At 40.1% G+C, this 22418-nt stretch carries 25 protein-coding genes and 2 pseudogenes; 11 read left to right on the top strand and 16 right to left on the bottom strand.

The features are described from left to right. Window positions 1-63: 63 nt before the first annotated feature. Window positions 64-282, top strand: coding sequence for a hypothetical protein (locus tag DYI25_RS06385; protein WP_213367576.1), 219 nt, complete (start codon window positions 64-66; stop codon window positions 280-282). Window positions 283-305: 23 nt separating this feature from the next. Here DYI25_RS06385 and DYI25_RS06380 read toward each other — a convergent pair whose 3' ends face one another. Continuing rightward, window positions 306-659, bottom strand: a complete 354-nt coding sequence (locus tag DYI25_RS06380) for a hypothetical protein (RefSeq protein WP_213367575.1) — start codon at window positions 657-659, stop codon at window positions 306-308. Window positions 660-960: 301 nt separating this feature from the next. Then, window positions 961-1977 carry a VanW family protein gene (locus tag DYI25_RS06375; RefSeq protein WP_213367574.1) on the bottom strand — a complete coding sequence of 339 codons (1017 nt, stop codon included), beginning with the start codon at window positions 1975-1977 and terminating at the stop codon, window positions 961-963. Between the two features lie 173 nt (window positions 1978-2150). Between DYI25_RS06375 and DYI25_RS06370 the strand changes: the two genes are divergently transcribed. Further along, window positions 2151-2582: a DUF4395 domain-containing protein gene (locus DYI25_RS06370; protein ID WP_213367573.1), complete on the top strand. Its 432-nt coding sequence runs from the start codon at window positions 2151-2153 to the stop codon at window positions 2580-2582. Between the two features lie 101 nt (window positions 2583-2683). Here DYI25_RS06370 and DYI25_RS06365 read toward each other — a convergent pair. Together DYI25_RS06365 and DYI25_RS06360 are read right to left on the bottom strand one after the other, a co-directional pair. Then, window positions 2684-3094 (bottom strand): annotated as a pseudogene (locus DYI25_RS06365) (DUF1572 family protein); the annotation flags it as partial. A 237-nt stretch (window positions 3095-3331) separates the two neighbouring features. Further along, the gene (locus DYI25_RS06360) at window positions 3332-4699 is read right to left on the bottom strand and encodes an MATE family efflux transporter (protein ID WP_213367571.1); all 1368 of its coding nucleotides are present in this window, start codon (window positions 4697-4699) and stop codon (window positions 3332-3334) included. Between the two features lie 172 nt (window positions 4700-4871). On the opposite strand from DYI25_RS06360, the gene DYI25_RS06355 reads away from it, so the two are divergent. Beyond that, window positions 4872-5708: a GDSL-type esterase/lipase family protein gene (locus DYI25_RS06355; RefSeq protein WP_213367570.1), complete on the top strand. Its 837-nt coding sequence runs from the start codon at window positions 4872-4874 to the stop codon at window positions 5706-5708. Window positions 5709-5733: 25 nt separating this feature from the next. Here the strand turns inward: DYI25_RS06355 and DYI25_RS06350 are convergent, their stop codons facing one another. The 5 genes and pseudogenes from DYI25_RS06350 to DYI25_RS06330 form a co-directional block, all read right to left on the bottom strand. Then, on the bottom strand, window positions 5734-5883 hold the full coding sequence (locus DYI25_RS06350) for a hypothetical protein (RefSeq protein WP_213369611.1): 150 nt from the start codon (window positions 5881-5883) through the stop codon (window positions 5734-5736). Window positions 5884-5899: 16 nt separating this feature from the next. Further along, entirely contained in the window at window positions 5900-6199 is a 300-nt protein-coding gene (locus DYI25_RS06345) for a hypothetical protein (RefSeq protein ID WP_249745268.1), read from the bottom strand. 85 nt (window positions 6200-6284) lie between these two features. Continuing rightward, window positions 6285-7289: pseudogene (locus tag DYI25_RS06340) on the bottom strand (DUF3231 family protein). A gap of 255 nt (window positions 7290-7544) precedes the next feature. Then, a complete protein-coding gene (locus tag DYI25_RS06335) occupies window positions 7545-7883 on the bottom strand; it encodes a nuclear transport factor 2 family protein (RefSeq protein WP_249745267.1) in 339 nt (112 codons plus the stop codon). A gap of 75 nt (window positions 7884-7958) precedes the next feature. Next, window positions 7959-9497 (bottom strand): DHA2 family efflux MFS transporter permease subunit, encoded by a 1539-nt coding sequence (locus DYI25_RS06330; RefSeq protein WP_213367569.1) that lies wholly within the window; start codon window positions 9495-9497, stop codon window positions 7959-7961. Window positions 9498-9680: 183 nt separating this feature from the next. On the opposite strand from DYI25_RS06330, the gene DYI25_RS06325 reads away from it, so the two are divergent. Beyond that, a complete protein-coding gene (locus DYI25_RS06325; RefSeq protein ID WP_213367568.1) occupies window positions 9681-10550 on the top strand; it encodes a TetR/AcrR family transcriptional regulator in 870 nt (289 codons plus the stop codon). A gap of 519 nt (window positions 10551-11069) precedes the next feature. Here DYI25_RS06325 and DYI25_RS06320 read toward each other — a convergent pair. Next, entirely contained in the window at window positions 11070-11786 is a 717-nt protein-coding gene (locus DYI25_RS06320) for a DUF2161 domain-containing phosphodiesterase (RefSeq protein ID WP_249745266.1), read from the bottom strand. Between the two features lie 116 nt (window positions 11787-11902). Here DYI25_RS06320 and DYI25_RS06315 point away from each other — a divergent pair, with 116 nt between their 5' ends. Next, window positions 11903-12208 carry a hypothetical protein gene (locus DYI25_RS06315; protein ID WP_213367566.1) on the top strand — a complete coding sequence of 102 codons (306 nt, stop codon included), beginning with the start codon at window positions 11903-11905 and terminating at the stop codon, window positions 12206-12208. Window positions 12209-12241: 33 nt separating this feature from the next. On the opposite strand, the gene DYI25_RS06310 is transcribed toward DYI25_RS06315, so the two are convergent. From DYI25_RS06310 to DYI25_RS06300, 3 genes are all read right to left on the bottom strand, one after another. Beyond that, the gene (locus DYI25_RS06310) at window positions 12242-12694 is read right to left on the bottom strand and encodes a CoxG family protein (RefSeq protein WP_213367565.1); all 453 of its coding nucleotides are present in this window, start codon (window positions 12692-12694) and stop codon (window positions 12242-12244) included. A gap of 300 nt (window positions 12695-12994) precedes the next feature. Continuing rightward, window positions 12995-13864 carry an MBL fold metallo-hydrolase gene (locus DYI25_RS06305; protein WP_213367564.1) on the bottom strand — a complete coding sequence of 290 codons (870 nt, stop codon included), beginning with the start codon at window positions 13862-13864 and terminating at the stop codon, window positions 12995-12997. A gap of 9 nt (window positions 13865-13873) precedes the next feature. Next, complete coding sequence (locus DYI25_RS06300) at window positions 13874-14839, bottom strand: alpha/beta hydrolase (RefSeq protein WP_213367563.1); 966 nt, start codon at window positions 14837-14839, stop codon at window positions 13874-13876. A 153-nt stretch (window positions 14840-14992) separates the two neighbouring features. Between DYI25_RS06300 and DYI25_RS06295 the strand changes: the two genes are divergently transcribed. The 3 genes from DYI25_RS06295 to bioB all read left to right on the top strand — a co-directional run bounded on the left by DYI25_RS06295 (window position 14993) and on the right by bioB (window position 17202). Then, complete coding sequence (locus tag DYI25_RS06295; protein WP_213367562.1) at window positions 14993-15301, top strand: hypothetical protein; 309 nt, start codon at window positions 14993-14995, stop codon at window positions 15299-15301. Window positions 15302-15597: 296 nt separating this feature from the next. After that, window positions 15598-16188 (top strand): biotin transporter BioY, encoded by a 591-nt coding sequence (locus DYI25_RS06290; protein WP_213367561.1) that lies wholly within the window; start codon window positions 15598-15600, stop codon window positions 16186-16188. A 21-nt stretch (window positions 16189-16209) separates the two neighbouring features. Further along, window positions 16210-17202: a biotin synthase BioB gene (gene bioB / locus DYI25_RS06285; RefSeq protein WP_213367560.1), complete on the top strand. Its 993-nt coding sequence runs from the start codon at window positions 16210-16212 to the stop codon at window positions 17200-17202. A 63-nt stretch (window positions 17203-17265) separates the two neighbouring features. Here the strand turns inward: bioB and DYI25_RS06280 are convergent, their stop codons facing one another. Further along, window positions 17266-17448: a hypothetical protein gene (locus DYI25_RS06280; protein WP_213367559.1), complete on the bottom strand. Its 183-nt coding sequence runs from the start codon at window positions 17446-17448 to the stop codon at window positions 17266-17268. A 183-nt stretch (window positions 17449-17631) separates the two neighbouring features. Between DYI25_RS06280 and DYI25_RS06275 the strand changes: the two genes are divergently transcribed. Both DYI25_RS06275 and DYI25_RS06270 read left to right on the top strand, forming a co-directional pair. Continuing rightward, entirely contained in the window at window positions 17632-19212 is a 1581-nt protein-coding gene (locus DYI25_RS06275) for a bifunctional metallophosphatase/5'-nucleotidase (protein ID WP_213367558.1), read from the top strand. A gap of 168 nt (window positions 19213-19380) precedes the next feature. Next, on the top strand, window positions 19381-19581 hold the full coding sequence (locus DYI25_RS06270) for a cold-shock protein (protein WP_023614374.1): 201 nt from the start codon (window positions 19381-19383) through the stop codon (window positions 19579-19581). Between the two features lie 110 nt (window positions 19582-19691). Here the strand turns inward: DYI25_RS06270 and DYI25_RS22575 are convergent, their stop codons facing one another. Then, the gene (locus DYI25_RS22575; protein WP_274609491.1) at window positions 19692-19817 is read right to left on the bottom strand and encodes a hypothetical protein; all 126 of its coding nucleotides are present in this window, start codon (window positions 19815-19817) and stop codon (window positions 19692-19694) included. A 75-nt stretch (window positions 19818-19892) separates the two neighbouring features. On the opposite strand from DYI25_RS22575, the gene DYI25_RS06265 reads away from it, so the two are divergent. After that, the gene (locus tag DYI25_RS06265; RefSeq protein ID WP_213367557.1) at window positions 19893-20591 is read left to right on the top strand and encodes a DUF421 domain-containing protein; all 699 of its coding nucleotides are present in this window, start codon (window positions 19893-19895) and stop codon (window positions 20589-20591) included. 275 nt (window positions 20592-20866) lie between these two features. Here the strand turns inward: DYI25_RS06265 and DYI25_RS06260 are convergent, their stop codons facing one another. Beyond that, window positions 20867-22270, bottom strand: a complete 1404-nt coding sequence (locus tag DYI25_RS06260) for a M20/M25/M40 family metallo-hydrolase (RefSeq protein WP_213367556.1) — start codon at window positions 22268-22270, stop codon at window positions 20867-20869. Window positions 22271-22418: the final 148 nt, after the last annotated feature.

Raw genomic sequence — 22418 nt, 5'->3', positions numbered from 1 at the left:
AATGGATAATTAATCACTTAATGGTAAATATTATTTCTATGAAGAAATCCTGGAGGTTTTTTTATGGAATACCAACATAACATGGAGTTTGAAATCCGAAATGGCTTTTTGCCGAATATGTACAACTCAGACAGATTGAAGGTTTTAGAGGTTTCAAACAGCAGCGTAATCATAAAAATGAATAACACGGAGAATCGAAGTGTGTTTCCAGTGGATAATTTTGATTATTGGATTAAACGCGGCTTGTTAGTGAATGTACATGAAAAGAGACGGACTTCCTAAAACATGAAAACAGCGGAATGATTTCACCCGCTGTTTTCTTTAGTTATGCTATTCATGAAAATAAACCCTGCGGCGATCATGGCCAATTGAAACGTAGAATGGCTTCCTATCATAAAATCTGGCACCGGATAAGAGGTCGGAATGAACCAGAAGAACGAAAAATAGATCAACGGAAGGGTTATGAAAATATTCTTTAACCAGTTGAATTTCCATTTTCCATCCTTTTGATTTTCCTTCAATAACCCTGGGATTCCAAGATAAACGCCAAGAGGAAGATACAATGTAGTAGCAAGAATAATCCAGGGATAGAGTCTAAAAGTTTCCGTTCCGATATTTTCAAATTTTTGCTGGAGGTTTCCAATAACAACCAACAACATGATAAAACCTGCCATATACAATAGATACTTTATAATTACTTTGATTGATTATCCCTCCTTAATGATTTAATCCACTTAGACCTCTTAAACTCTGGGTAAAGTTTATAAGTTTCTCTAAAATCACTTTTCCGTTTCATTTCTTCCTTCTTTGTATTCCAGATATATTCTAATGCTAAATAATTCATTTCCAAATCATTCGCCTCCCTTGTTCTTAATTTAAGAATAAGGGAACTGACTAATGGAAACATTCACCATCAGATTGATTCTTTCTACATCTTATGGCGGAATGAATTTAAGACCTTTAAATTCCTTTTTTCATTTGTGCTTCGTATTCTGTGGATGTCCTCACTTCTACGGTCAAAGAACCTTTTCCAACTACTGCTTTCAGCAAAAGAGGCACGCCTGTTGTGTTTTCGAACCTGAAGTCCTTTCCTCCATAGGAAACCGTTGCGTCCCTTCCTTCAGGAACATAGCCTACAGATAGGGAATGATGATGTTTTTCCACATACCCAACACCAAGTACATCCACAGCATTGTATAAAGTAGAAGAAGTCTGACAGATGCCTCCCCCGATCCCCATGACCAGCTTTTTGTTCACAATTTCCTCAGCCGGCTGATAGCCATGTGCTTCATCACTCGGTCCTACAGTTGTATTAAATGAAAACACATCACCCACACCCAGGATGACATTGTTAATTGCTTCAGCTGACAGCTCAATATTTTTCGTCCTGCCCGCAACTGAAGGATTAAAATAGGTTGTATATTTCCCTACAATAACCTCACTTAGCTGGGCAGCATCATTCATTTCATATCCGCTCGCCGTTACATAAAGTGGGAGTTCGACGTCCCCTCCTTTTTCTGATGCCTGAATTATACTTTCGACAAATTCGGCTTCGTCCAAGATGATTAGAGGACTCCCTTTAATCACCTGGCCATCCGGACCAAGTTTATCCGGAATCATCCGATGGTCGTAACCTGGTGTGGAATCCGTCCCTCGAGCTAATTCACGAGCCCATTTTTCCAATTCAGCTTTATATTTTTCATTATCGTTTCCGTAGCCCATTTCAACCGGTGTAAGTGACTTGATCACATCCTGAGTGGTAGGCTCAATTACATTCACTACAATTGGTTGAATTTCTTCTTTCTCTTGTTCTTCCGCCTCTGCATCCTTTTCCTTATTTTCACTCTCTGTCTTTTCCTCGTGTTCAATCACTTTATTTTCAGTCTCATCTTTCTTCGCATGTGATTGTGAACATCCAGCTAATCCAATGAATACCGCAACCAACAACAACCAAATAAGCTTCGAATTTCTCCCCATGTTTCCCCCATCATTCCTCTTTATATTTAAAACCAGCATTCTATTATATTCAGGGATACTTTTCCATATTTCCGGAAATTTGTATTATTAATAAAAATAATCACATATGTCTTCACATTTTGATGAAAAAAGGATAAAATACATTTAAACCAATAAGAAAGGTCGGATTTAACATGACTACTGAGTTTCGCACGATTCCTCAGCCATTGGTAAAAACAAATCAGTGGTTCATTGTCATTAGTGTTATAAGTACCTGGCTAACAGGTGTTGAGTGGATATTAATATTGCCGCTGCTCGCAGGAATTTCAGGACTGGTGTTCGAATATAATCCGGTCATGCGAATAGCCAGCACTTTCCTGCGAAAGCAACCGTCAGATTATATACCGGAAGACTGGGAGCAACAGCAGTTCAATCAAAAAATCGCTGTTGGCTGCTTAACAGGCGGACTTATTTCCTATGCCAGCGGTTTAACTGTTTTAGGACACATATTTACAGTTATGGTTGCGTTAGCTGCCTTTATAGCAATCCTGGGATTTTGCATTGGCTGCTTTATTCGTTTCCAATGGTCCAAATACAAACCCAAAAAGCATGCAGCCAATTCTTAAGAGAGACCCATTCATTCTATTTGGGTCTCTTTTTGTTTGGATTCCCCCATCATTTTTTCGTTAAATTGCTGTGAGTTCCCCCTTGGAATACTGAGTGTATTCTATTGCTCTTTCTTGATCATCTTTGCTAAATAGACAATCTGCCCAGCATGGTTTGCTTGATGGACAATCTGGCGCTGGATGGCTTTAATGGCGGTGTGCGGTTCGTTTCTTATATAAACTGTTTGTTCCATGTCCTTTTCTGATAACTGTGAAAGTGTCTGAAAAAGTACAGTCCAGCCATCATCCCAATGAGATAGCAAGTCCTCCCTCGTGGCAAATGTTCCCTCGAATTCTCCATCCCTGTTGCGATCAGGTTTCTCACCATCAGTTGTCAAAAAGTCACGGAACCTTGATTTAAGATTGCCGCTCATATGATTGGCAATAATGGCAATGCTGTTTGATTCTTCGTTGGGCGAGTAGTGAAGCTGCTTTAAGTCCAATTGTTCCATCGCTCTTTCAGCCTGAGTTTTAAACTCATGAAATTATAAGTTACCATCTTTAAATAAGTAATTATCCACACCCCCCTTAAAGTAATTATTCCTCCTAAAAGAATGAATTCCTTCATTATATTTCCATTATCAGGATATTTTTTTATTGGTTGAAATTCGACTTTTGATTTCCTAAACAACTCACACTACTAAAGTGGTTCGATTATTAAAGAGGTTGTATAAAAATGTGTGAGATTCATAAATGAACCTCACACATTTTTATACAACCTCTGCCAAATTAGCGTTAAAGCGATGTTTTTGAATGAAAATCAATCTGAATGATAATGATATTCCCGCTGCCAGCAATCCGATGGTCAACCCTACCCAGTAGCCAGAAGCTCCAAGCCCGGTATTATGGGCCAGCAGGTAGCCGACCGGAAGGCAGATGAGCCAGTAGGCAATCAATGTGATAATAAAGGATATATTCACGTCTTTGTACCCGCGCAATGCAGCGAGCGCTGTGGCCTGGATTGCGTCGGATATCATGAAAAATAAGGCATAGATCAAAAATTGGCCAGTTAAAGCGATTACTGCTGGTTCATTTGAATAAAATCCTGCTACCTCGTAACGGAACAGAACGACTAACAAACCGGCACCAACTGCAATAATGGCACCAAGATAAATCCCCATCCAGCTGTAAGCTTTGGCATCATTATAACGGCCAGCACCAACTTCGAATCCGACCAAAACAGTTTGCGCCATCGATATACTCATCGGAATCATATATAAGAAAGATACAATATTCAGAGCTGACTGATAGGCGGCAATGGTTGTGATGTTGAATTTACTGATCAAAATGGTAACGACGGCAAACATGCTCGTTTCAAAGAAGATTGATAAGCCCATCGGGACACCTATTTTCAAAATCTCCTTCACTTTCTCTCCGGAAAATTCCTTGAAGTATTTCAAACCGACAAACTCTGAGAATGGCTGTTGCTTGATAATGACCGCCGCTGTCATTCCCGCGATCACATAATAAGTAATCGAAGTTGCATACCCAGCTCCAGCCCCTCCTAATTCAGGAAAACCCCAATGACCGAAAATCAAGACATAGTTCAAGAAGAAATTGATTGGCAAGGACACCAGAAGGATATACATAACCACTCTTGTTTTTCCGAGCGCATAAATGAATGATCTCAATACGTTAAAGATAAATAAAGGGATGATTCCAAAACTTAAGCCTGCCAGGTAGCGAAACGCCGTTTCATGGACACTTTCCGGTAAGTTCATCGCTGTTAATAACGGATCAAGCAGAAAAACACCCGAAATGATGACAAGTACTGCAATAATGAATGCCAAATAAATACCATGGGTGAGGATTGATGATACTTCTTTGCCCTTCTTTTCACCAAACCGCTGGGCAGCGATCGGCGAAACCGCAAGGAGTATTCCGCTGAGTCCGGTAAAGACCGGGCTCCAAATTGAAGATCCAATGGCTACCCCCGCAAGATCTGAAGAATTATATTTTCCTGACATGATCGTATTGAAAAAGACCATTGAAAACATCCCTAATTGAGTGATCAATATTGGGATCAGCATGACAAAAATCTGTTTTATTTTCTCTTTTGTCGAATATGTCTGGTACATCTGTGTACTCCTTGAATATATTAATTATATAATTATAGCAAAATCTTGCATTAGGAATCGAAGTTTTTTCGAATTACTAAATATTAATATTATTTTAAAAATGGAAATACCCCCCTAATTATTTCCTTCAAAATCCTTGATACAATAGAAATATATCGAGGAGTGAATCAACATGAAAATCATAAAATTTATACTGCTATCGTCTCTGCTTGCCATCCTGTCATTTTCTGCGTGGATTTACTATCCCCAATACCAAATCAATAAAATCAAGCAGGAAAATGCTCCAACAGTTGAAAAGACCAATAAGCTTACTTATATAGATTATTACAGAACAATACCAGACAGTACCATTAACCATCTTGCTCTCGGGGACTCTATCATTCGTGGTTACAATATCCCAGAGGAAGAAAATTTCATCAGTCAATTTTCGACCCAGCTTAGTGTGGAAACTGGGAAACAAGTCGTTTCATATAATGAAGGAGTGATCGGGATAACAAGTGAGAGGTTGAATGAGCGCGTTCAGGCTGGAGTATACGACGAAGCGATCAAAGAGGCCGATCTCATAACAGTTAACGTCGGTGGAAATGACATTCTTAAATTGGTCAAAAAGAGCGATATCTATAGTGCACTTAAATCCTTCGACAGTCTGCAAGGAGGATTTTCAGAAAATCTTGCTGAGATTACTATAAAAATTGGCGAATTGAATCCTTCAGCGACAATCGTTCTTCTTGAGCTTTATAACCCAATGCCAGCAGATCACCAATTTTATTCCCTGGCAGATAAGCTTCTTCCAAAATGGAATTTAATGATTTACGAAGCAGCAAAGGGAACACCATCCTCCATAGTCGTACAAACTACGAATGTAATCAACAGCGATAATCTGGACTATTTGGCCAGTGACGGAGTGCATCCTAACCCTTCTGGAAACACAGCCATATCAAGTCAGATACTTCAGCAATTTCAACAACAGCATAAAGCGGATGCCGTCCTGGCAAACCGCCAAAATTAGGCTGGGCTTCACGCCTGGCTTTTATTTATTTTTGCTGTTCCTCCTGGAAATGTTCATTTAACAATGGGTTTTCAGTTGTGGCAAAGTTTACGGATTGCAGACTTGATTCTTCATCCAGTCCGAATAATTTAGCTACCTCACTCTCATAGGCATGATCTGCCCTATTTTTCTTCATTTCCATGCACCTCCTTTCAAGGATTCAATTTAAGAGCGATATTCCGCCTGATAGGGGTTTTGCCCAGATGTAACGACATCAGTGTGTCTGTGTACCCTAACAGCCGGTTTACAATTTCTACATCCAGTCCATAGACCAGCTGATGATTTCGTTCCTCATGAAGTCCGGAATCATCAAATATTTCCTTAATGCCGTATAGATTATAATGGATTACTGCCTTCCCCACTGCTCCTCCAATGCCTTGATCCTTAAACCCTGGCAGAAATTCATACCATTCTTCTTCTGTGGCAGAACGGAAATTTTTCGTGAACTTCATCCCAGTGATTTCTCCAGATATGTTTTAGTAGTCTATAGGGATAATTTTATTTTGATCGCTTATTGGTCTCACCACTTACATTTGCTTATTTCTTAACTAAATCATCCCGGTCAGCTGCGAGTGGTGGCTGTTCTAGCCATCCTTCATCAATCATGATATTAGCGCCATCCTGAGCGTATAATAATATCTCCGAGTTTAAGCGAGCATAACTGGTTACAATATCTTTCCTTTGACTGGCAGCAACAGACATTCCATAGTTACCGCTTCCGGAAAAATTCATTAGACCAAAATGGAACATCATCAATTTATCTGAAAATGGAGGTTCCTGTGATTTGGAAACCTCGTGATTCCAAGTCATTGGTACAGGAAGATTCTCATCAAGCAGATATCAAGAAAAAACCTTAATATGTTTTTCCGATATTTCCTTTCCTCTCATAAAATATTTTCTTACTTTATTGGATTGGGCAACCTGGCTAAAAGCAATTGCAAGTGCTTCCCCCAATTTATTCGTTTGTATATTCGAGTAGAGATGAGTGATTTCCATCCCGGTCAATGGCCGTTTTTCACTCATAAAGCCTGATAAAAAGGATTTTTTATGAATAAACTCATTTTTGTCAGGGTAAGGGATATAAGCAGGCCGGACTGCTAATCCTTTCTTTTGCAATAAATTTGTTGCTTCATTATTTAACTCAATTGTTGACTGTAAACATTTCGTGTAAAAGGATAAAACATCACTCCTGAACATATGGGGCTGAATGAAGCCGTAGATGGCCAATCCTCCTCTAGCCATGTGCTTGATATAATTTAAATAGAACGGATCAGAAAATAACCTTGGTGCATTCTTGTGTACGTCCTGTGCTGTAAAACCGATGGGGACAGGAATGTTTTCCTTAACAAATATCTCTTTAATACCTTGTACATGTTGTACTGATATATCCAGCGCATGCTCCACCACTGTTTTAATCTCGGGGTCGACGACTTTTTCAAGGAAGTGTTCAAAAACACAAATGGACATTGTATCTCCAAGGTAATTTTGGTGTAGCGATGCTAATTCAGCTGATGTCAATGGAATGTTTTCATGTTCTGCCACATCTTTCAAACCCTTCTGTTTATTTAAGGATAGATTCCCCCTTAAAAACGAAATTATAATTGTATACCAGCACCGGTTATGGTCAACATTTACAGTTTTTCGTCTGATTAGTAAGGTGTATTGATGAACCCAAAACAACAATCTGTTCCTTATTAGCAGCATTCTGTTTCGCAAACCCGTCAACTGCTGTATTTTTACCATGAAAAAATAAGCCTGCACCATGTTGAATAAAGGTGCTGGCTCTACTTGCAGTGATTATAAAAACCATACTTTCACAATCTTTTCGCCTTCAATTTCATATATGGCAACTGCCTTCTTCGGCCCGGAATTTTCCCTTCCTGTCACAAGTTCATGGTCTACAACCTTGTTGCCATGGACCATCCTCGCCAATAATTCAGCATGGTTGTTAGGATGCTCGTTAAAAAGCCTGCCATATCTTATACGCATTTCTTCAATACCTCTAGTGGTCACCTTGCTACCTGGGAAGTCCATAATCATGACATCGTCGCTATAGACAGATAAAAACTCTTCCAGATCTTGTTTGTTATATGCATCAAGCTGTTTTTGCGCTAGCATCTCTGAAATTCTTTTCAAAAGAACTGCACCCTTTCAATTGAAGTTATTTCAATTCTTTATTATACAAAACCCCCTGGAATCCAGGGGGATTGATTAGTTATTAGCTAATTTATGGGAGTGATTCTTGGCAGGAACTTTTCTGCCAATAGTATCTTCTGCTTGTGTTGCACGTTTGATAAAGAAAGCGAGCACCAAAGCGATGAATGAGAGGAAAACTGTTACATAAAAAGCGTCATTGATTCCATGCAGCATTGCCTGCATGGCAATCTGTTGTTCCATTTCTGCTTTAACAGCAGGTGTAACGGCTTTTCCAGCAGCTGCAGCCTCCTTAAGTGCTGAGGCAGCTAATTCTTTTCCATAGGATTCTGCACGCATTGACATGACCGTTACCAACAATGCTGTTCCAATCGCACCGGAAACCTGCTGCATCGTGTTGTTCATCGCGGTACCGTGTGGATAATAACGTGCAGGCAATTGGTTTAGACCATTCGTGTTTACAGGCATATTAACCATGGACATCCCGAACATGCGAACTGTATACAGGATGATCAGCTGAGTATATGTTGTTTCCATTGATAGCTTGCTGAAATAATAGCTCGTCACAAGCGTGATGATCAGACCGATGATGGCCAAGGCGCGACCACCAAATTTGTCAAATAATCTTCCGGTAATCGGAGACATAATCGCCATGGCTATCGCACCTGGCAACAGCATTAAGCCCGCATCCAATGGAGAAATTCCGCGTATTGTCTGCACGTAGATTGGCAGCAATAGCATTCCCGAGAACAGCGCCATTGTAACGATCATTGAAATCACAGAAGATAAAGCAAACATTGGATACTTATAAATCCTGAAATTCAACATAGGATTATCTTGGCCTAATTGACGAAGGATAAATACGATAAGTGATACTACTCCGATTGCCAAAGTTAGATAGACATGTGGACTATCCCATCCCTTCGAACCGGCAGAACTGAAACCGTACAAGAGCCCGCCAAATCCGACACTCGACAAGGATAATGAAATAATGTCCAGACGCATATGCACTTTCTCTTTTTTATCTTTTAACATGAAAAATCCAAGTAAAAGGATTGTGGCAGCGATTGGCGTTACAAAATGGAAAAGCATTCTCCAGTCGTAATGCTCGATTAGCCATCCTGAAAGTGTCGGACCTATAGCTGGTGCGAACATAAGTACCAATCCGAATACGCCCATTGCGGTACCGCGTTTTTCAATTGGAAAGCTGACAAGCATGACATTCATTAAAAGTGGCATCATGATCGCCGTGCCGGATGCCTGAATCATACGCCCTGCTAATAAAAGCGGAAAAACGTGTGCTGCTCCGGCTATGATTGTACCCGCTGTGAATAAACCCATTGCCGTCAAAAATAATCGTCTTACCGAATACTTTTGAATCAAATACGCACTAAGCGGAATCATCACACCACTGACGAGCATAAATCCAGTTGTCAGCCATTGGACTGTCGTTGCCTCGACCTCCAAGTCAGACATTATAGATGGCAAAGCTATATTAAGCAAAGTATTATTTAAGAATGCGATAAAGGCTCCAACAATTAATACCGCCAGTATTCCATAGGGCGGTTTGTCAGGTGTTTTCATATTTTGTTCCATTCTATTTCCCCCTAAATTGTTCACAGATTTGTAAACAATGTAATTGCATAGAAACTAGCATATACCATCGGTCCAATTTTTGCAATGCTTTTAAACCACCTAAATGAAGGGATTTGTAATGTCCGAAAATTTAATGTAGTATATTTTTTATACAACCGGTACAAAAAAGGTTAAGGTGATCAAATGAACGACAGAAAACGTCAAGTTATTGAGAAAGCACATCAGCTATTCATAGAAAAAGGATTCCAGGCCACCTCTATACAGGATATCCTCGATTACAGCGGTATTTCAAAAGGAACCTTCTATAATTATTTCTCTTCCAAAAACGAACTACTCATGGATATCTTTAAAACGGCCTTCAGGAAGATGGAGATTGATCGTAATGGTTTACTGATTGGCCAGGACCCTGGTGACCCGAAAATCTTTATTAGCCAAATCGAATTCCAGATGACCGCAAACCGCGAAAATAAAATAGTACCTCTTTTTGAAGAAGTGTTTTTCTCTGGAGATAAGGAGCTCAAGCAATTTATCGAAGTGGGACAAATGAAGATGTTACGCTGGTTTTCCGGACGGCTCGGAGACATAACAGATGAAAATGCCCAGCCATACCTTCTGGATGCGGCGATTATGTTAAATGGAATTCTGCTTCAAAACATCAGGTTTCATCGTAAAGCAAACGGCGAGAAAGCGAGTATACGCCCAGTTGTTCGGTATAGTGTAACTCGGATTTTGAATATGCTTGATGAACTAGTGTTATCTGGGGAACAATTAGTGCCTCCGGAATTCTTGGATAAATGGCTTCCTGTTTCCAAAACAGAGGACCTTGACTGGAGGGGTAAAGTTCATTCAGTCATTTCCCGCCTGAAGAAACTGGACTGCAATAACATTGATTATCTTAAAAAGCTTGATTTCATCGAGGAAGAAATCCTTCGATCCTCAGCACCGAGAAAATTCCTGATTGACAGTGTCATTTTATCATTAGCCACGGCCGACAAAATTGAACTCATCGAGTTACAAGCACTGATAGACGAGAATTTGCTCGAAAAGGCATAAAAAAACGGGGTGGAAAACGTCTTTGTTTTCTGCCCCGTTAATTTTTGTATTTTAGGTGAAGATTCTGTGGGATAAGATAGCGGCGATCACTTTATTTTGCATTTATTTAAGCGTAATTTGATTTTCTCGTTTTATAAGTAGATTATCGAGATAAAAGTGATCATAATTTGCTTTTGTTTCGCTTAAAAGTCATATTTGCAACTATATATTCGTTCAATTATGTTTATTTTTCAGCATTTTAATGCTTAAAGAATTTTATTGGCGATTTTCACAACTTTATTGGCGAAAATATTTTTTTATTGGCGGAATTCACCTATTTATTGGCGATAATTATAATTTATTGGCGAACTGGAAATTTCGAGAGTTTTTTACCAGCTAACATTAAATCGGAATGTTACAGTAACATAACAGCTTTCTATGCGACTGTAATTTGCTGTTTCCTCGCTAAAATAGTCACATTACCGCCTTTAATGTGAATAGTAATCTAATTCTCTCTCGCCCTTCGAGCACAATGTGCACTTAAAGTGAATCTTCATTTTCCAGTTTACCTAAATAATATTCCACGAGTTCCGGGTAGTCTTCGAGCTCGGCTTTTCCTTGCTCATTAATGGCATAAACACCTCTCTCCACTCTTTCGTACCATTTATAATAGTTTTTCTGAAGGATCGAGGGCGTCTTCTCCCCCGCACCGAGAGCTACCAGCGCTTTTGGAGACATTTGTCCAAGTTTATCAAGATAACAGGCGATTTGGATGCAATTTTCTTTGTAGGCAGTCATGATTTTGCTTTTGCTGCTGCCTCCGATATTGTAGTCAGCGCTTCTTCCTTCTATTTCTTTAATCAACGCTGCTTTCTTCCTAATGTTCTTGCTTGTCATACGCTTATATGGTTCTGGATGAACTTTGAACTCAACACTTTTACGATTTCCAGCAAACGATACTATAATCAAGCCCAGTTCCAGCCTTTTCACTAATTGGAGGATATCATTCCAGCGTTTCCTTGAAATGCGCTTTGGTTTCGGAATCGCGATGTATACAAGATCAGTCAGGCGCTGCCTTCTCGTTGCTTGAAGCAAAAGGTCGATATTCAGATTTAGTTTTAATTCAACGATTATTAGATCCTCATCCTTAACAGCTGTTAAATCGCAATCATGTACCTCACCATTGACACGATAGCCTTGTTTTAAAAAATGTTTTCGGATCGGCTCATATAAATCGGCTTCGTATAATTGCTTCATGTGTTTCATTCCTGCCGTTTTTCCTATCATTATAGCAAACTTTTTCAAGGGATTAAGTCATTTAGACAAGCCTGCTACATATAATGTTTACGGATTATGCAGTGGAGGATAAACAAATGAGGATGTTATTTCTGTTTTTATTGACTCTTCTTCTAGGATTGATGATTTTTCTAAAGTTTGAAATGAATGAAGCCCGGAAGGTTTCCGACGAGGTTGAAACCGTGTATTTTACAGAAGAATACACCATTAATAAAACGGATGAATCTGGATATTACGGAGAAAGTACAGATGGTAAAAGCATTTATTTTAAAAAAGAAAAAGTGCCAGCCAACGAGAATATCAAAAGTGGAGATTCCGTTCTAGTTTACTTTGATAAAAGCGGCCGAATTGATGGACCTGTTAAAATCGAGAAAATAGACTAGGGAGCCAGCTGATTGCGGGCTCCCTGCACTTTATTATCGAATTGCTTTTGTTTCCTCGAGTTTTTGGGCGATTGCTGTCGTAAGCTCTTGACCGCTTTTAGGAAGTGAAGTTTTCATTACAGCATTCATGACTGGTGCAAGGGCGCCTTCTGCCGTCATTTCCAGATAACCAGTCATCTTTGTCCGGTTTTGTCCTAGCGCTTCTGCATTAAAATAACCGTTCCCGGTCAGATTTTCATTGATTCCCTTCAAATCAAATGTCACCCGAGTCGGTTCAATCCATTCCTTGATCGTCACCTGTAAACTGATTTTCTTTTTCAATACACCGACAGTTTCCTTGAAAGTCCAGTTAGACTGCTTTTCATTCAGCTTTTCATGACTGATATACCCAGGCAATAATGGTGCCCAGTTGTCCATATCTTTCACGAAATTCCAGACTTGTTCGATCGGAACATCAATTATGATATCGTGTTTTCCTTCTGGCATAATCTCTCCTCCTTTGATGATAATCCTCTAAGAGATATATGTTTTATGAACGGATTTATTCTGACAGTTAACAATGCTCCATCTTCCATTTAATTGGATAACGTAGAGATTAAGACGAAATTTGTAGAGATTATTGCAGATTCCGTAGAGATTACGGTCGAAAGCGTAGAGAAAATCATAAAAACATAGAGAAAGACAATGAAATCGTAGAGAATAATCAACTTGGCGTTGATTATTCAACTCTTCCGATCTGTATTTTCCCTTGCAAAGAAAAAAACACACCTTTTTAGGTGTGTTTTACTATACTTGGCCTTCCTTCATCTCAAATCCGTTGACGAAGTATACGATTGTTTCAAGCTCTTCCTCAGTAAGCTCTCTACTCATCTGTTTTCTGAATGCCTCTACAATCAATTTTGAATCGCCGTCATGTCTTTCAGTCAAATCAGCAATAGATCTTAGCAGACTTGCCTCATGAATGAACTCTTCTTTAGAAATCACGCCCGAATGAGACAGGATGTAGGTGTCAGCATCAAAGTGCTCAATTTTACTCAGTAAGTCTCTCGTTCCCTCGACGGTAAAGTTATCTTTAACCGAAAAGATATCTGGGTAGATGCTGTCAGCCAGGAACAATATCTTTTCCTCTTTGACAAACACGACGATCGAATCTTCAGCATGGTCGCCACCAACATGCTTGATGATGCACGTAATGCCGCCAAGATCAATCTCGATTTCATCTTCAAAAGTCATTACAGGTAAAGTGATTGCAATGTCACGTTTATCCGGAAACTCTTGTTTGATCGCTTTCGCGCAAAATTCAATTTCCGTTCCTTCTGCTACTCTTTGATCTATTGCCTCATTTGACCAGGATAAGGGGCGAAGCTTTTCAATTTCTATCCTCGTTTTCTTAGAAGAGATTGACACGGTATTTTCAAGCGCAGACAGGCCGAATATATGATCCCAATGCCAGTGTGTTAAAACCACATAAGTGGGTTTATCTACACCCTGTTCTTTTACCATATCCAAGAAAAGATTGGCATGCGCTTCAGAGTTTCCGGAGTCTATCATCAGAGTTCTTTCATCCCCTACAACCATACCGAGGATTGGCCTGTCTGTCTCAGAAACTGGCGTCATATACCAAAAACGCTCGCCTATTTTTTCAATTGTTTGCATTTATTCCACCTATTTCCCTATGGCTTTCGTCCAGAATGCCTTTAATTTTTCTTGATACTCTTGTTCAGCGATTGTATATGCCTCTGTGTGACCGGCGCCAGGCACAATCCACAGCTCTTTATCACTGTTCGCTTTTTCAAAAATACGTTTCCCCATTTCAGTTGGGACTAATGCATCCTTATCCCCGTGGATGATGAGTAATGGAAGTTTATTTTTTGCGACACTGTCAATTGCGGAGGCTTCTGCGAATGTATAGCCTGCCCTGATGTTCGTAATCACACTGGTAACCTGCATGATTGGGAATGCTGGAAGATTATACAGGTATTTCAATTGGTGGCTTAGTTCCTCAAGAACCGTCGTATACCCACTGTCAGCAATAATCCCCTTAACCTGCTCCGGAAGTTTTTCCCCGCTCGCCATCAGTACAGTCGCAGCACCCATGGAAAATCCGTGAAGGAAAATATCTTCAGCACCGGCTTCCTCAGCTAAAAACTTTGACCACTGTACATAGTCATTGCGATCATGCCAGCCATACCCGACATAGTCACCCTCACTGAGACCGTGCCCCCTCGCATCAGGCTTAAGAATATCAAACCCTTGCTCATAGTAAAACTTCGTGATTCCTGGCATTTGCTCACTATTCCCTTTGTATCCATGAGCAAGTATCACAGCTTTACCCGAGGGCTTATCATTTTTTAAAAATCGAGCGTTTAACTTTAGGCCGTCCTCCGATTTTATTTCAACCAGTTCAAAGCTTTGCTCCTCTGTCCAGGCTATAATTTCGTCCAGCTTCTTCTGCTCCTCTTCTTCACTTAGCAGCTTGGCTGCTGTGACACTTTTCCCGCCACCATGAAGGTCCACAGATTCATGACTTCGATTGATCGCGACATTATAAAAGTAATTACCAGCAGCAATCAATACTATGAAAATCGCAAGAACCGTAACAATCGGTATCAAAATTATCTTTTTCTTCACAACCACATTCCCCTTTATCCCCTAGTTCATTTTCTTTTTAAAAATAGTTTACCAGAAAGAGAGAAAAAAAGACCACTAATCATAAAGTTGTAAAAGTTAGTGATGAGCATTTCAAGGGTATATAAAAATAAAACCGATAGGAGGCTGATCGAGATGGATATCGAGAAAAAACATGACCTTAAATCATATAAAAACGAAAAAGAAGCCATTGATTCAATTGAAAAGATAAAGGATGAAAAAGAGAATCCAGTCAGCAGTTCTATTTCAGGATATAATGTCGATAAGAATTCGACTAAAGAATATCCAACGAATGCTTTCAGTCCAGGCGACCTTGATTTGGGAGAATCTGCATTTAAAGATTATGAGGATGACCCAACAGAAAATCCCGCGGTAGAAACCAATAAAAACAAGGATATTGAGCGGCCATTGCCAGAACGAGCAATGAATAATCGTGTTAGATGATAACAGGTGCACGGGTTAACCGTGCACCTTTCATATTTTTATAGATCACTTCTAAAGACTTGTCTTTATTGTGAATATGATTTTGATCATCCCGGATGCGCTCTCACTTTGATAAAAACCCTCCTATAATCCTCGTTAAAAGGAGGCAAACAATCTACTATCTAAAATCTTCAACAACTAGTTCTCTTCAGTAATTTATAATTAAGTGTTTGTTAACTTAATTATTTTTAGGTTGACATAAAATATTCAAAAAGTTTATTCTGAATTTATATTACAGAAAAAGGAGAGCAATTCACATGAAGTTTAAAGCACTTGATTTAACTCTAGCATCAATGTTCGTCGGCCTTATGGCTATTGGGGCGAATATTACCTCGTTTGTGCCATTTATGGTAGTTGGCGGTGTACCGATTACCCTGCAAACCTTCTTTGCGATTTTAGCAGGGATCATTCTTGGCAGCAGATTAGGAGCAATATCAATGACTGTTTACGCCCTGGTAGGATTAGTGGGTGTACCGGTTTTCGCTAAATTTGGAGCTGGCTTGTCTACTTTTATCAGTCCAACATTCGGATTTATCCTTTCTTTCATTTTAACAGCCTATATTGCAGGTAAAATCGTTGAAAAGAACCGTACTCTTTCTGCTTTTGTTATTGCTTCACTAATTGGTATGGTAATTAACTATGTATTCGGGACAAATTGGATGTATTTTGCCTATAAATTCTGGGCAGCTGCACCTGAAGGATTTACGTATAAAATGGCATGGCTGTGGATGGTTGTCCCTCTACCAAAAGACATCATTCTTGCTGTTTTCGCCGGCATGATGGGGTATCGTCTGGAAAAAACCGTTCTATCCAAAGGCAGCTTCAAACACTTAAGAAAAGCAGCTTAATGACTAAAGGGGGAAGATAGCATGGGATACTGGAAGGAGTTAGCGCTTGGCGTACTTGAAGGAAACACGATTTCTGATGCAGAGGCTTTAAGTATACTTGATTGTCCCGACCAGGAACTGCTCGAATTACTCCAGGCGGCCTACATGATACGCCATCACTATTACGGAAATCGCGTTAAGCTAAATATGATCATTAATACAAAATCAGGTTTGTGTCCGGAAAACTGCGGTTACTGTGCACAATCGAGTGTCTCCGATGCCCCTATCCAAAAGTATCGGATGATGGATAAGGAAACGATCATGCAAGGTGCTGAACAAGCTTATAATCTAAATGCAGGCACATATTGCATCGTTGCCAGCGGAAGAGGGCCAAGTGAAAAGGAACTTGATGCGGTTACTTCTGCAGTAGAAGAAATTAAAGAAAAATATGGCCTTAAGGTTTGTGCCTGCCTTGGAATCCTTAAACCTTCACAAGCAGAAAGACTCAAGGCCGCTGGTGTTGACCGATATAATCATAACCTTAACACTTCAGCAAGCCATCATGAAGCCATCACGACATCACATACATACAAAGACCGGGTCAATACTGTAGAGCTTGTCAAAAATTCCGGAATTTCACCATGTTCCGGAGTGATTATAGGAATGAAGGAAACAAAGCAAGATGTAGTCGATATGGCTAGGAGCCTGAAAGCATTAGACGCCGATTCAATTCCAGTCAATTTTCTCCATGCTATTGACGGTACCCCTCTTGAAGGAACGGATGAATTGAATCCTCGATACTGCCTAAAAGTTCTTTGCCTGATGAGATTCATCAATCCAACAAAAGAAATCAGGATTTCCGGCGGCAGAGAAGTTAATTTGCGTAGCTTGCAGCCGTTAGGCCTCTACCCTGCCAACTCAATCTTTGTTGGAGATTATCTAACAACAGCAGGACAAGAAACGACTGCTGACCATAAAATGCTTGAAGATCTGGGATTTGAAATTGAATTTACAAAAGAAGAAATCACAACATAAGCAAGAAGCATAACAGATTGTGAATCTGTTATGCTTTTTATTTTTCTGGCTATTTATATTCTATTACATCCCTGGTTGATGTTCCTTTAGTTGTTTCTCAATTGCCTTGTCCCTCTCTCCCCCGTCAGCAAGTTCTTCTGAAAACTCATGTTCTTGCAAGACTGGCTTTCCCACAAGCTTAGAACTCGCAATTGTTTCAGCAGAAAGATTGTTGTTAGCAGCTCCTTCTTCATTCCATTTTCCCATGATACTCCCTCCTTTTCTATTACTATGTGTTATATAAGCAAGTATCATTCCTGACGATAATATATACTCACTCACTGTTTAATAAGCTGGAAGCCATGAAAGTGGTTTCCCCCTTTTTTTATTTTTTTCATTGAAAATGGGTAGGATTGTATATGTGATTCTATATGAACGGACGTGGTATTTATGGAGAAGCGTGAGCTTGTAGTCCTTCAAACAAGCGATATTCATGGCAATATTTTACCTATCAATTATGGAAATAATGAAGAAACAAATTCGGGGCTGGCAAAGCTCGGATCTGCCTTCGAAAATGTTCTAAAGACAAGCGATTGCAACTTACTGATAGATAATGGCGATGTCATCCAGGGCACTCCCCTTACGTATCATTTCGCGAGACATATGAACGATTTAGATAACCCTGTTGTCAGAGTGATGAAATACCTGGGTTATGATGGAGCGGTAATTGGTAACCATGAATTCAATTATGGGCAAGATTTATTGAAGAGCGCCATCAGGCAATCTAATTTTCCGTGGCTATCCGCTAATATAGTAATAGAGCACACTAAAGAACCAGCTTTCGGTAAACCTTATTTCATAAAAACGTTCACCAACGGCTTACGTATAGCAGTAATCGGGGTGACTACACATTATATCCCAAACTGGGAAAACCCTTTTAATATTATGGGACTTGAATTCCTTGATGCTTTTGATACTCTCAAAGAATGGATTGAGCATTTACAAGAAACCGAGCAGTACGACCTCCTTATCGTTTCCTATCACGGCGGATTTGAGAGAGACCTTGAGACCGGCGATCAGACTGAGCAACTAACTGGCGAAAATCAGGCGTATCGGATGTGCATGGAAATTCCGGAAATCGATATTTTGTTGACTGGTCACCAGCATAGGCAGCTTTCTACTCAGCTTAACGGGGTGCTGGTTGTACAGCCAGGTCATAAAGGTCTTGCTTTTTCGAAGGTGTCGATCAAATTTGAAAACTCAAAAGGGAAATGGACTATAACTGAAAAAACAGCTGAGATTATAGAAATAGATGAAACCACGCACCCAGACGAAAAGGTCCTGGAGTTGACCAGTGAATATGAAGACTCTACACAAAAGTGGCTGGATCAGCCTCTCGGAGAAATTGTCGGGGATATGCGTGTCCATTCACCCTTGGAAGTCCGAAAAAAAGACCATCCGCTTATCGAGTTTATTAATAAGGTACAAATGGATGCTGCCGGAGTGGATATATCCTCAACAGCTCTTTTTCATAATGGAGCTCCAGGGTTTCCACGTAATATAACTATGAGGGATATAGTATCTAACTATGTCTACCCCAATACATTAAAAGTGATCACTGTGTCCGGCCAGGATATTAAAGACGCACTCGAAAAATCCGCAGAGTACTTTATTTTAAATGATGAAGGAGAAATCCAGGTAAATCCATCTTATGAAACTCCTAAACCACAGCATTATAACTATGATATGTGGGAAGGAATACAGTATCTTTTTGATATTTCCAAACCCGTCGGAAACAGGGTAACTCTCCTGAAATATAAGGGAGAACCACTGAACCTTGATGAAGAATTCGACGTGGTCGTCAATAATTATCGTGCAGGCGGCGGTGGAAACTTCAATATGTTCAAAGGTAAGCCAGTCAAAAAAGAAATTCAAACAGATATGACTGAATTACTAGCTGATTATATCCAAAGACAAGGCCAAATTGAGGCTACCTGCAACGATAATTGGAGAGTGCTGCCTCATAAATAGGCCATTAGGATGAAATCTTTTATTATTGTTTGCTATTGATTCCAGTTTCTGTTATGATAATAAAGAATTATTTTTGTTCGGTGTAAAGGATAGAAATTATTTCGTCTTAATGATCACTTTGGGCAAGGATAGTAACATAATGTGCTAACGCACTGGGAGGTAACAGTAATGGAACAAGGTACAGTAAAATGGTTTAACGCAGAAAAAGGTTTTGGATTCATCGAGCGCGAAGGTGGAGACGACGTATTCGTACACTTCTCTGCTATCCAATCTGAAGGTTTCAAATCATTAGACGAAGGTCAAAAAGTATCTTTCGACGTTGAGCAAGGCGCTCGCGGACCACAAGCTGCTAACGTTTCAAAACTATAATTTATAGTTTTGCTAAAAGAAGAAGGTTCCAATGGGACCTTCTTTTTATTATGTCTGCATAAGCCCCTTCCCTTCATCGTTCTGTTATAGTGTAGATCTTCACAAAAGCGTTAGATTCCCTCCATTAACCCAGCTCTATTCGCTAATACTCCATTATCCGAATCTGCGCTGTCGATGACAATCGGCTTCTTTCGCACCTTGAGTTTTGTTAATAATGAAAATGAAACAGAAGTCATAAAATTCGTCACCCAGAATAATATCCTGCCTATTTGCAAATAATTTACAGTATTAACGATAAGGCGGGATAAAAATTGAATCAGCTTGAATTGATTCTCAGGATCGCAATTGGTTTTATCGTATTACTTTCTATGGCAAGGTGGGCTGGCAGAAAAGAAATTAGTCAAATGACGTTCTTCAACCTCGTGTCCGCTATCGCGTTTGGCTCCATAGCAGCGGCGCTTGTCACCAATCCAGGAGTAAGTATTACAAACGGGGTTATCGCTTTACTAGGCTGGGCCGCTTTTACAGTCTTAACTGATCAAATTCACCTTAAATCAAAAAAAGCGAGAAAGGTATTAATGGGTAAGCCGGTTATCGTGATAAAAAAAGGGAAAATATTAGAAGATGCACTAAGAAAAACACGCCTAGATACAGACTCACTACGAGCAAGGCTTCGTGAAAAGAGCATTTTTTCTTTGAGTGATATTGATTATGCCATCTTTGAAACGGACGGAAAGCTTTCGATCATGAAAAAGGAACCCAAACAAGCTGTTACGAAAAGCGACCTGAATATCGTGATGTCGCAAGGAAATTTTGTTCCGTTTTCTACAGAGCTAGTGGCTGACGGACATGTCAATCTAAAAAATTTGGCCAACATGAATAAGGACCAAACCTGGCTCGATGAACAACTTAAACTGGCTGGAGTGCAATCAGTAGAAGATGTTTTTTACGCAGAAGTACAGCCTGATGGAAACTTATATATTGATAAACGAGATGATTTATTGCATTAAAAAGGAGATCCTGCTTTAAATTAGGGAAGGATTTGTTCAATTTTGTTCCAGCTGTACCTGCTGGGATTTCAATAGACTTTCAAGCCAATCTGGCTGCTCAGTTTCATCTGCATCCCCAAGAATTACATATATTTTTTTTCGCAAAAATCCAACCCTCCTATCGCCCCCACCTCCCTTTATGAATACCTGCAATACGATGGAGGAGAATTAAAGATCCCATAGGCAAACAAAAACCAGGTCCAACCATAAATCGGTGAACCTGGCGATAGAACAAGTTATTTCATTTCTTCCTCATAATATAGATGTGGTACCTTTTGTTCTTTTCCTCTGTTTGCCTTTGGCCCCTGATTCTCTGGACGGACGATGTCATAGACAGCCGTACCCACGATTTCCGCTACATCCTGCAGTTTTTCTTTGCTGATCTTGTCAATTGTATCTTCTGGCGTATGGTACCATGGCTCTAGCGGTCTATGGATAAATGAACCTGATGCGATGCCGCCTTCATAAAACGATACGTGGTCACTGCTTCCGCCTGGCTGGATCGGGGTTGGTACGCCATTTAAGCGAGCACTGGAAGCTTGAGCCGTTTGGGAAACAATGTTATCGTTTCCGTCTGGCGTATTGATGACCAAATCACCTGCATCCCGGCTTCCAACCATATCCATATTAAAGTACCCAACGAAGCGGTCCTTCTCCTCCTCGGAAAGCTGGCTGACGTAATAACGTGAACCAATCAATCCAAGTTCCTCGGCGCCAAAAGTTATGAAGCGCATTTCCATATTCGTGGGCAAATCCTTCATGACGCGGGCGAGCTCGAGGGTCATCGCAGTGCCTGATGCATCGTCGTTTGCACCTGGTGCTCCAGGAACTGAATCGTGATGGGCGCCCAATGCGAGAATTCCGTCTTTTGCCTTATTTTTATTTGTAGGTGCTTTCGTGGCGATGACATTGTAGGAAGTCCTCATTCCACCCTCTGCACCTTCAATGTTAATTGAAGCTGTCAAAGTTTCACCGCTGTTAAGCTTGACCAATAATGCTTGTCCAGCTTCCTGGGTAATCGCCACAGCCGGTACATAGGCATCATTCGGTGAACCGAATGTTCCGTTAAGGTCCCCTGATGTATTGTTAAAAATAATGACTCCTGCTGCACCGTTCGCTGCTGCATTCAAGACTTTATCAGCAAATGTAATCGCTCCTCGCTGAATTAAAGCAATTCTACCTTCAACATCTTTGCCTTCAAAATCCCCAGCTTGTCCTAAACCTGCATAAACCAATTCCCCTGAAGCCGTTCCATCCATTCCATGTGTAAAGGATTTAGGCTTGATTTCAGCTGAATAACCATCTACCGCCAGCTCAACAGTATCAGGTGCAGTGTACCCGTAGAAAGTAAATTCCTGAAGCTCTGTTTCATAACCGTATGACTCGAATTGCTCTTTGACATACTGAATCGCATTGTGCTCGGCTTCTGTACCGGCAACACGAGGTGTTCTTGAAAGATATTCAATGTTGTTGTAGATATTTTCGACATTAATTTTGTCAAGGACCTTGTTGTCAAAAACATTGAAAGGCTGAACCTGTTGCTGAGATTCTGCCGGCTTCGCGTAAATAGCCTGTGCTCCTAAGGTACTTACTGCTAGACCTGCTGCTAATGCGATTGATAGATAAGGCTTCTTCTTCATACATTACCTCCCGGATTAGTAAAATGGTTATCCGGGATAAATAATATAATATTCAAAAAATATACACTAGTTAAATTATTACTATTTTTACTAGGTAAATAGAACAGTTTAGAACCCATTCGACATTACAATAGGACAAGTTACTTAT

The sequence above is a fragment of the Mesobacillus boroniphilus genome (assembly GCF_018424685.1).
GTDB classification, from domain to species: Bacteria; Bacillota; Bacilli; order Bacillales; family Cytobacillaceae; genus Mesobacillus; species Mesobacillus boroniphilus_A.
Note: the sequence above shows the minus strand (reverse complement) of the source record. Positions and strands in the feature narration are given on the sequence as shown.